This is a genomic window from Caldanaerobacter sp. (assembly GCF_049701115.1).
GTDB lineage: Bacteria > Bacillota > Thermoanaerobacteria > Thermoanaerobacterales > Thermoanaerobacteraceae > Thermoanaerobacter.
Genome location: NZ_JBNATX010000012.1, coordinates 45,433 through 52,537, shown reverse-complemented (window position 1 = coordinate 52,537; position 7,105 = coordinate 45,433). Strand labels below are relative to the sequence as shown.

At 36.9% G+C, this 7,105-nt stretch carries 6 protein-coding genes; 2 read left to right on the top strand and 4 right to left on the bottom strand.

Annotation, left to right across the window (positions count from 1 at the left end; genetic code table 11):
• Positions 1–149: 149 nt before the first annotated feature.
• Positions 150–1,562 (top strand): ATP-binding protein, encoded by a 1,413-nt coding sequence (locus tag ACPLVE_RS05490; protein ID WP_424610531.1) that lies wholly within the window; start codon positions 150–152, stop codon positions 1,560–1,562.
• A gap of 41 nt (positions 1,563–1,603) precedes the next feature.
• On the opposite strand, the gene ACPLVE_RS05485 is transcribed toward ACPLVE_RS05490, so the two are convergent.
• Complete coding sequence (locus ACPLVE_RS05485; protein ID WP_424610530.1) at positions 1,604–2,917, bottom strand: APC family permease; 1,314 nt, start codon at positions 2,915–2,917, stop codon at positions 1,604–1,606.
• 386 nt (positions 2,918–3,303) lie between these two features.
• Between ACPLVE_RS05485 and ACPLVE_RS05480 the strand changes: the two genes are divergently transcribed.
• A complete protein-coding gene (locus tag ACPLVE_RS05480) occupies positions 3,304–4,743 on the top strand; it encodes an amino acid permease (protein ID WP_424610528.1) in 1,440 nt (479 codons plus the stop codon).
• 36 nt (positions 4,744–4,779) lie between these two features.
• Here the strand turns inward: ACPLVE_RS05480 and ACPLVE_RS05475 are convergent, their stop codons facing one another.
• From ACPLVE_RS05475 to ACPLVE_RS05465, 3 genes are read right to left on the bottom strand one after another with little or no spacing between them, the layout of a single operon-like run.
• Positions 4,780–5,445 (bottom strand): hypothetical protein, encoded by a 666-nt coding sequence (locus ACPLVE_RS05475; protein ID WP_424610527.1) that lies wholly within the window; start codon positions 5,443–5,445, stop codon positions 4,780–4,782.
• 19 nt (positions 5,446–5,464) lie between these two features.
• A complete protein-coding gene (locus ACPLVE_RS05470) occupies positions 5,465–6,157 on the bottom strand; it encodes an ATP-binding cassette domain-containing protein (protein ID WP_424610525.1) in 693 nt (230 codons plus the stop codon).
• Between the two features lie 13 nt (positions 6,158–6,170).
• Positions 6,171–7,070, bottom strand: a complete 900-nt coding sequence (locus ACPLVE_RS05465) for an acetamidase/formamidase family protein (RefSeq protein WP_424610523.1) — start codon at positions 7,068–7,070, stop codon at positions 6,171–6,173.
• Positions 7,071–7,105 lie beyond the last annotated feature (35 nt).

Below are 7,105 nucleotides of genomic sequence, written 5' to 3'. Positions count from 1 at the left end.
TATATTCTAACTTATTTTTGACTTTTTGTCTGTCTAGTTTTCTGGTATCATTATACAATAACGGGTTCCCGATATTTTGTCAACAGTCTGCAATTATTATACTTTTAAGTATAATAATTTGTGGTATAATAATATTGAGGTGAAAAATCATGAAAAAATTTGTTAATAGAGAAGCTGAAATTCAATTTCTAGAAACTCAATTCTCTAGAGAGGGGTCATCTTTTGTTGTTATTTATGGAAGGCGAAGAGTAGGCAAAACTGCACTCATTAAGGAGTTTATAAAAGACAAAAAAGCCATATATTTTTTAGCAACTGAAGAAATAGAAAGTCAAAATATTAATAATTTCAAGACTTTGGTGGCAAGGTTTTTTAATAATAGCTTACTAGAAAAAGCACAAAACATTATGTGGGATGAAATTTTTGAATTTATAGCTAATAATACGACAAATGAAAAGCTAGTCATAGTTATTGATGAATTTCAATATCTTTGCAAAGTAAATCCATCTTTTCCATCAATTTTGCAGAAGATATGGGATGAAAAGTTAAAAGGAAAGAATATCTTTTTTATTGTTTGTGGCTCATTAGTAAATATGATGGAACAGCATGTTTTAAATTATTCAAGTCCATTATATGGGAGGAGAACTGGGCAAATAAAATTAAAACCACTAAAATTTAAATCTTTGAAAGAATTTTTTCCGCAGTCGACAGAGAATGAGCTTATTTGGCTTTACGCTATATTGGGTGGAGTTCCAAAGTATCTGGAGGTATTTAATTACAAAGGAGATATTTTTGAAGCTATAAAAGAGAATGTACTAAATAAGCAGAGTTTTTTATATGAAGAGCCTTTGTTTTTGCTTGAAAGGGAAATTCAAGACATTGGTACTTATTTTTCTCTAATTAAAAGTATTTCTTTTGGCAATCATAAACTTCAACAAATAGCTCAAACCCTTTCCGTTCCTCAGACAAGACTAACAAAATATATAAATACACTGATAGACTTGGATATACTGCGCAGAGATACTCCTGTAACAGAAGAATATCCTGAAAAAAGCAAAAAAGGATTATATTTCATTAATGATAATTTTTTGAATTTTTGGTTTAAATTTGTTTATCCCTTTAAAGAACAACTAGAACTTGATAATGTAGAATTTGTTTTAGAAAACATAAAGAAAAGAATTATAACTGAACATATAAGCTATGTGTATGAAGATATCTGCAGGGAATATGTTTGGGAATTGTCACAGAAGGGGAAGCTACCTTTGAAGATAAGCAAAATTGGAAAATGGTGGGATAAAAATAATGAAATTGATATTGTAGGAATAGATACAACAACTGGCTCTCTTCTCTATGGAGAATGCAAATATACAAATTCTAAAGTGGATATTGATTTATTTTACTCTCTAAAACAAAAGGCAAATAAAGTAAATGCAAAAAATAAAACTAAGGAATATTACATTATATTTAGTAAATCAGGATTTACAGAAAGATTCTTGAGTTTTAGCAGGGAAGTTAAAAATTTGATACTTATTACTTTCCCTGAAGGGAGAAATACGATTATTTAAAAGAAGAGGGAACAGCTCTTGTAGAATCTGTTCCCTCTTTTTCAATCAATGGGCAGAGTGGTCTTGACGCGAAAACCTCGGGTAATAATGGCTAAATAAATGAAACCTAATATAAGCCATATAAATCCTAATTCTTTAGCAAGCTTGTCTAAGCCCCACCACACGGCAGCAGTAACAATAAAGCCAATAGCTGGCATAATTACAGCTAATGGTTTTCTTTCTTTTGTTAAGAAGATGTAGCCTAAAGAGAGATGCATTGCGATGAAAGAAGTAAGAGCACCAAAGTTTACTAATGAAGTGATGTCTTTTAAAGTCAAGAGATAGATTAAAGGTCCGGTAATAAGGGCGACAAATATTGTAGCTACATATGGAGTTTTATACTGGGGGTGAATGCGCGCAAAAATTTTGGGAAGATGGCCTTGACGCCCCATAGAGAAAAGAACTCTTGATATACCTGCTTGAGCAGCCATAGTATCTCCTATTCCCCAGGCTAGCACGGTACCCAATACGGCAAGCATCTGAAGCCAGTTTCCGCCTACCTCTTTTGTGATTTCAAAGAAAGCCACGTCTGGATCTGCAAATTCATATCCTGGATGTACTACTGCACCTAAATAGGTCTGCAACACAAACATCAATGCGACTAGAGGAATTACTATTCGAACAGCTCGAGATACGTTTTTTCTGGCTTCTATTGTTTCTTCTGCGAGGGTGGTCATGATATCAAACCCTAAGAAACTTAAAACAGCAATAGAAGTTCCCGCTAAGACTGCGTGAAGGCTAAAGTCATTTGGATTATAAAACGGTGATAGAGTAAAGCTTAAACCAGGAGTAGTGGTGATTTTATATATCGCTACTATAATGAATGCTATAAGGACAAAAAGCTCAAAAACAAAAAGTATCCACGCTGCCCTGGAAGTAAGTTGAATGCCCAAAACGTTCATAAAAGTAGCTAGCACTATGAAGAGCAAAGCCCACCATATCATGGAAATAGAAGTCAGAGCTTCTAACCAAAGGGCTGAAACCATTATGACAAGTGCTGGAACCAGGATGTAATCCAGGAGAATTGACCATCCTGCTAGAAAACCTGCGTGGAATCCGACAGATTCGCGTACATATGCATAAACAGAACCTGCCTCCGGGTATCTTAAGGCAAATTGAGCGTATCCCCAGGCAGTAAAATACATGGCGACAGCAGCAAGTGTATATGCCAATGGCACATGTCCGTGACTGACAACTGCTATTACGCCGTAGATCCCCATGGGCGCAATGGGCACCATGGTCATGATTGCAAAGGCCACTAAATCCCATGTCCCCAGGACTCGTTTTAATTCTTGTTTATTTTTTTCTTCGACCACTTTATTTTCCCTCCCTCGTGCTTTTATGTCTATTTTGTGCTTAATTAGTTAGTTAAAGGAGAGTATAATATCTCAGAGGGCAATTTTCAAGTTTAAAACTTTGAATTATTAAAATTTTTTAGTCATGCGACTCATGCCTAAAGTATTATTGATATAGATTTTTTGACAAAAGTGTATCACATTCTGTTAAATTATATACAATTTTGAGCAAAAATATCGAGAAAAAATGTTAAAATAGCAAGGAGGAGTTTTTAGTTTTTCGGCGAAATAATATATTTAAAAGGATATTACTTTAAAGTTTAAAATTTTAAAAAGGGAGGGGTTTTAGAAAAATTTTTTATAGGGATTGAAATTTGTTTTAAAAAAATAAAAATGGGGGGAACCTTATGGTAGAAAGTTCAGGTGCAAAGGGTGTATTAAGAAAAAAGATTCCTGAACATGCAATGGAACTTGCGCAGGAGGAAAAATACCGCCTCAAGAGGGAGCTTGGTTGGTTTGAACTTATGCTCTTCGTTTTAGGTGCGACAATTGGGGCGGGAATTTTTGTACTTCCAGGAGTAGCTGCTGCTAAATTTGCGGGTCCTGCAGTAATGATCTCTTACGCTTTAGGCGGTGTAGTTACTATCGCAGTAGCTCTTGCCTATACAGAGTTTGCTTCAATGGTGCCTGTCGCTGGAAGTGCCTATACTTATTCTTATGTAGCTTTGGGAGAGATTCTTGCTTGGATTGTTGGATGGGACCTGATATTTGAGTTTACTATGATTGCGTCTACGGTTGCAGTAGGATGGGGAGGATATTTTAATTCTTTCTTGGAGACGATTTTTGGGATTACTTTGCCTACAGCGATTTCACACGACATAACTCACGGTGGAATAGTTAATCTACCAGCTATTTTAGGGCTTTTGATCGTTGCATGGATTGCTCTCACGGGGATTAGGGCTTCTGGTATAGCAAATGCTTTATTTACTACGGCAAAGGTGTTTGCCATCCTGTTTGTGCTTACAGTTGGAGTATTCCATATAAAGTTAGAAAACTGGACAACACCGTTTGCTCCTTACGGCATTGCAGGTATTATGACTGGAGCAGCCCTTACCTTCTTTGCATATACAGGATTTGACGGAATAACTTCTCTTTTAGAGGAAGTGAAAAGGCCTGAAAGGGATATACCTGTAGCTTTGATAGGCGGGATAAGCCTGTGCGCTCTCTTCTATGTGGCAATGTCTGCGGTTATCACTGGAATGGTTCACTGGACAAAGCTTGATGTTCCAAACCCTGCTGCATTTGTGTTGATGCAGGTGGGAATTCCTTGGGGTGGAGCGCTTATATCAATAAGCGTGTTGTTTGGGCTCATCGCTACTATGCTGGGGAACTCTTTGAGTGCGAGCCGAATACTTTTTGCTATGGGGCGCGATGGATTGCTCCCTGAATGGTTTGCTTTTGTGCATCCCACCCGGAGAGTCCCAAGAAATGCTGCTTATGTGATTTACACAGCTGCCATAATATTTGCAGGTTTCCTCTCAATAAGCGAACTGGCAGAGCTTGCTAATATAGGAGGCCTCACTGCCTTTACACTGGTTACCATAAGCGTAATGGTGATGAGGTATACAGATCCAGAGAGGAAGAGGATATTCAAGGTTCCAGCTATATGGGTTATTGGGCCTATTGGAATAATCGGTTCTTTGGCACTTATTGCAAGCCTTCCTGTTGTGACGTTTATAAGATTCACCGTATGGCTTATAATAGGCCTTATTATCTATTTTAGCTATGGGTACAAACATTCGAAGGAAGGTACAGGATACTATATTGGGAAAGAGAATCAAAAGTAAAAGCAAAGGGAAGCCTGAGGAAGCGGGCTTCCCTTTTTAGTATATAAATGCCATTTTTTCTTTTTCAAATTTTTTTGCTACAAGAAAAGAGAAAAGAAAGAGCAGAAGGAAAAGTAAGAAGAGCAGCAAAATGCTTTCTGACCTTTTGAAGCTTATGTAAAGGCCAAATAAAAGGCCAAAGAAGAGAGTGTAGCTTATTGTGAGGGCCATTGATGTGCCTGCTACTGAAAGTCCTACGGCGCATAGGAAAAAAGAAAGAGAAATCATTATGAAAAAACCTAAAAACAGTGGTGCCCAAGGTAGAGGAACTAATCCCCATGTAGGATTTACCTTGTATCCTATTAGAAAGCTTATTAGTATTGCAATATAAGATATACTTCCAAGGAATGAAGATGCAAAGCTTTTTCCTATCCACACCTCATGGGGAGATATGCCAAAAGATAGCATAAGCCTTATCCAGCCAGATTGTCTTTCTCTTAAAGCTGTTCCCTCCCAGAAAAGGGTGGCCAGATAAAGAGCCATAATGGAAGAAAATATGTTCCATAGAGTTCCAAAATCAGGATATATTTTTTCACCCTTTGCTCCTGCATAAAAGCCAATGAGCATCAGAAGAAAAACCTGAAAGATAGAGGAGAATCTTCTAATTTCAGAAGAAAGGGTGGTTGAAAAGACAAATTTTAATGCATCAGTCCTTATTTTCACCTCATACACTCCCTCATATTTAGTCTTCAGGTGCATATTGACTGTACAGACTTTTTAATTTTTCTAGCGATGAGTAGCCATGTTTTGTAATAGCTTTTTTAATCTTCCCTTCATGAAGTATGTATATTTTATCGGCTATATCATATATAGGTTCTGGAGATTTAGAAGTAATTATAAAAGAGGTGTGAGGGAAGTTTTTTATTATATTTTCTAAATCAAAATTTAAGCTATTTGCCCATGGGTCATCTAGTACTATGAGTTTAGCTTTTTGAGTTAAAGCGAAAAAGAGATTAAGTTTTGCTCTTTCTTCTTCACTTAGTTTTCCTGCAGTGGTATTTTTCATATTTGAAATATCCAGTGCGGCAAATATGTGTTGAGAATTTTCCTCACCCCAGAGCTGTTTTTTAAAATTTATTATCTGCTTGACTCTCCAATGAAGGGGAAAAGAGTTTTTCTGATAATAAACACTTGCTTGACCCAAAAGAGGAGAAGAATTAGTGTAAGGGTCAGTTCCTAAAACAGACACGAAGCCTTCATCCGGTTTTAATATTCCCAGAATTATTTCTACAAGAGCCGTTTTCCCAGAATTTTTGGGTCCAAGTATGCAGACTTTTTCTCCCTCTTTTACTGTAAGATTTATATTATCCAGTGTTAGCCTTCTTCCGAGTTTTTTAGTAACATTTTCTAGCTTTACTATTTCTTCTAATATCATCTTCTTTCTCTCCTCATAATTTTATGCCATAGGATTCCATTATCCAGTTGGGGAGGCTAAAACGAGCTGTTTTTAGAGGGTCAACTACCTGTGATATTTGTGCATTTCCTGCTATGCTAAAGAGAGTGGCTATTTCTTCGATAGAAAGGTCTGTGTGCTTTTTAAAAAGTTCTGCCATGTCGTGTACAGCTATTTCCACTGCTCTGTCTAAGGATTCGGCTGAGGCAATGGTGGCTGTTACTTCAGCAGTTTTTACAACGGGATTTTTAAGATTAAATTCCTTTATGACTTCTACTTCTAAAAGTACTTTTCCAGCAACTTCTACACCTGACACGCCTACTTCTCCATCCCCCATTAAAGCGTGTAGGTCTCCCAATGCAAGCAAAGCACCTTCCACGAATACTGGGAAGTAAACTTCCGCTCCCTCAGTTATTAAGATGGTGTCCATATTTCCTCCGTGGGACCCTGGCGTTCCGCAGTTAATGCTTCCCTCCTTTGGAGCAACTCCTATTACTCCTATCATTGGCTTTACCGGAAGAGATAGTTTTTCATTAAATATTACCTTGCCCTCTTTTATATTTACTACTTTGGAATACAGGTCTTCCATTAAATTCCCCAATACGCCTAGACCTTTCCCTGTTGCCAGAACGCCTTTTTCTGCTACTTCAATTTTCTTGATTTTAACTTTAAGTACATCTCCTTCTTTCGCGCCTTCTACAAAAATTGGACCTGTAGCAGGATTTACTCTGTTCCAGTCCATCTTATCAAGTTTGTCCTCATTAGATTGAATTTGATTGGAGAAGCAGTCCATTGTTTCAACTTCTATTTGGTCTCCACTTTTGATGTAAATGGCAGGTCTATTTTCTTTAGAAAAAGCAAATATATGGTGATCTGCTGAAAGATTGTATTTCATCGTTTCCCCTCCTCAAAAGTTATGTTAACAATATT

Coding starts and splice junctions, on each gene's coding strand:
- ACPLVE_RS05490 (WP_424610531.1), top strand. CDS start 150: ATGAAAAAATTTGTTAATAGAGAAGCTGAAATTCAATTTCTAGAAACT.
- ACPLVE_RS05480 (WP_424610528.1), top strand. CDS start 3,304: ATGGTAGAAAGTTCAGGTGCAAAGGGTGTATTAAGAAAAAAGATTCCT.
- ACPLVE_RS05465 (WP_424610523.1), bottom strand. CDS start 7,070: ATGAAATACAATCTTTCAGCAGATCACCATATATTTGCTTTTTCTAAA.
- ACPLVE_RS05470 (WP_424610525.1), bottom strand. CDS start 6,157: ATGATATTAGAAGAAATAGTAAAGCTAGAAAATGTTACTAAAAAACTC.